The following is a 1,672-nucleotide window of genomic DNA, read 5'->3' as shown; positions in this document are numbered from 1 at the left end:
GCCTTCAAAGACGCCTTCAACAAATCTAAAATCCCATGAAGCGGCGCATGCACAAAACGGTCTCCCGAATACAAAACGACCCGTATTTGGGACGGGTCGCTAAGCTCTGATATCGCAAACGGTTTTAATGACATTTCAACTCCTCATGTCTTAATTCCAAAGACTACAGACACATTAATCGGACGCGTTTCCTCACCTCCAACGCTTTCTGCTAGAAGATGATGTTCATGATCAACTGTGTCGTTTATTCCATGTTTGATCGGGGTGGAGTGATATAAAAAGTTCGCAAAAGGACTCCTGATAAACCAAGGTAAGCGGGCTGGTTTATCCTCTTGTGTAAACCAAAAAGGCTTTGTCTCTTCCGTAACTGTGTAAAATTCTTCTTTACATTCCTTCAAGCCATTACCGCTTAATCCAACACACTCCTCATCAACATACCTTTTCCTTCTTTGCAAAGTTCTCTCAACAGGAGATAAATCACGCTTCTTGCGTGAGGAAAGACGCTCTGATGACGCTGGACCAATAAAATGATCATGTGCTTTCAAAGAATATCCTTGTACAGTGGCAAAAGAACGCCATGGGTCAATATTGCGTTCATAATCAACGCCGCGTAAAAACATCCCCCGCAAATCCGGTATGTTAAAGGTCGTGACACCGTCTCCTTCTCCCCAAACCGTCCCTATCGTTTCAAACAGTATGCTATAAACACTGCGTGAATACGCTTTCCCATCACATAATAACCAACCATCCGGCAAGCGTTCCATAGCAAAGGGACCTATCAAACCTGACGGTAAGCGTTTTAAGGAAGAAACTCTTCCTCTTGTCGGATTAAGAAGTTGCCATCCTGTAATTTCTTCATCATACACAAGGCTATACAGACAACCATCTTGTATCTCATCTCCAGACAAAAGCGATAAACCACTTTCTGTCGCTTTATAAACCGGCTTGCCATCTAAAGCATTTAAGACAATCGTGGTCGCTCCAACATTCTTACCCTTAGCCATAAAGCGCAAAACGATACCATTCTTATATTCCAAAAATGGAGAATGACTTTCAAGCCTTATCACACTCGTTTGTTGTGTGCTATCAACTGTCACTATCCCTTCGAGCACTCCACCCATGTCTGACAAGTATTCTCTCATCCTTTGCATCATAAAACGTGCACTATTGTTTACTGTATTGGGTGCTTGACCTTCAGACCAATTGATAAGACTATCAGCACTGCCATTCTCAGATGCCGTTAAAGACCAGTCATAAATCGTTGACATCTCAATCTCACGTCTTGATCGCAAAAACTACTGAAACATTAATCGGGCGGGTCTCACCCGCTCCAGATCTTTCCAACACAACATCATGCATATGAAGATGAGAATGCGGAAAGGCTAGCTTATGGTGAACACGAATATCCTCTTCCCTCACACCCAAACGTTCGGCAAGTTTAGATCTTTGCTGTTTATTAAGCTCGTAACCCCATAGGATAGTGATATCCCCATACCAGCTTTCCGAATCCCCTTCACTATTCAAAATAGAAAATGTCTGACCACCATGGTCATGCTTTCTCATAGCATCATTTTGTAAAGTGCCAAGATAACGCCATGGGTCAATATTGCGTTCATCATCAACGCCGCGCAAAAACATTCCACGTAAATCAGGAACATTAAACTTGGTCGAA

General features: G+C 42.8%; 1 protein-coding gene and 1 pseudogene. Both read right to left on the bottom strand.

The genetic code is table 11. The annotated features are described in order from the left end of the window. Nucleotides 1–143: 143 nt before the first annotated feature. Nucleotides 144–1,268 carry a gene transfer agent tail collar protein BgtC gene (bgtC, locus tag GQO39_RS08415; RefSeq protein ID WP_156851757.1) on the bottom strand — a complete coding sequence of 375 codons (1,125 nt, stop codon included), beginning with the start codon at nucleotides 1,266–1,268 and terminating at the stop codon, nucleotides 144–146. A 7-nt stretch (nucleotides 1,269–1,275) separates the two neighbouring features. After that, a pseudogene (locus tag GQO39_RS08410) lies at nucleotides 1,276–1,672 on the bottom strand (phage tail protein); the annotation flags it as partial.

It is taken from the genome of Bartonella refiksaydamii, assembly GCF_902652675.1.
Classification (GTDB): domain Bacteria; phylum Pseudomonadota; class Alphaproteobacteria; order Rhizobiales; family Rhizobiaceae; genus Bartonella; species Bartonella refiksaydamii.
The sequence above is the reverse complement of the archived record's forward strand: the minus strand, read 5'-3'. Positions and strand labels throughout refer to the sequence as shown.

What these genes read in the sequence shown, in the direction of transcription:
- bgtC (WP_156851757.1), bottom strand. Translation starts at nt 1,268, where the DNA reads ATGTCAACGATTTATGACTGGTCTTTAACGGCATCTGAGAATGGCAGT.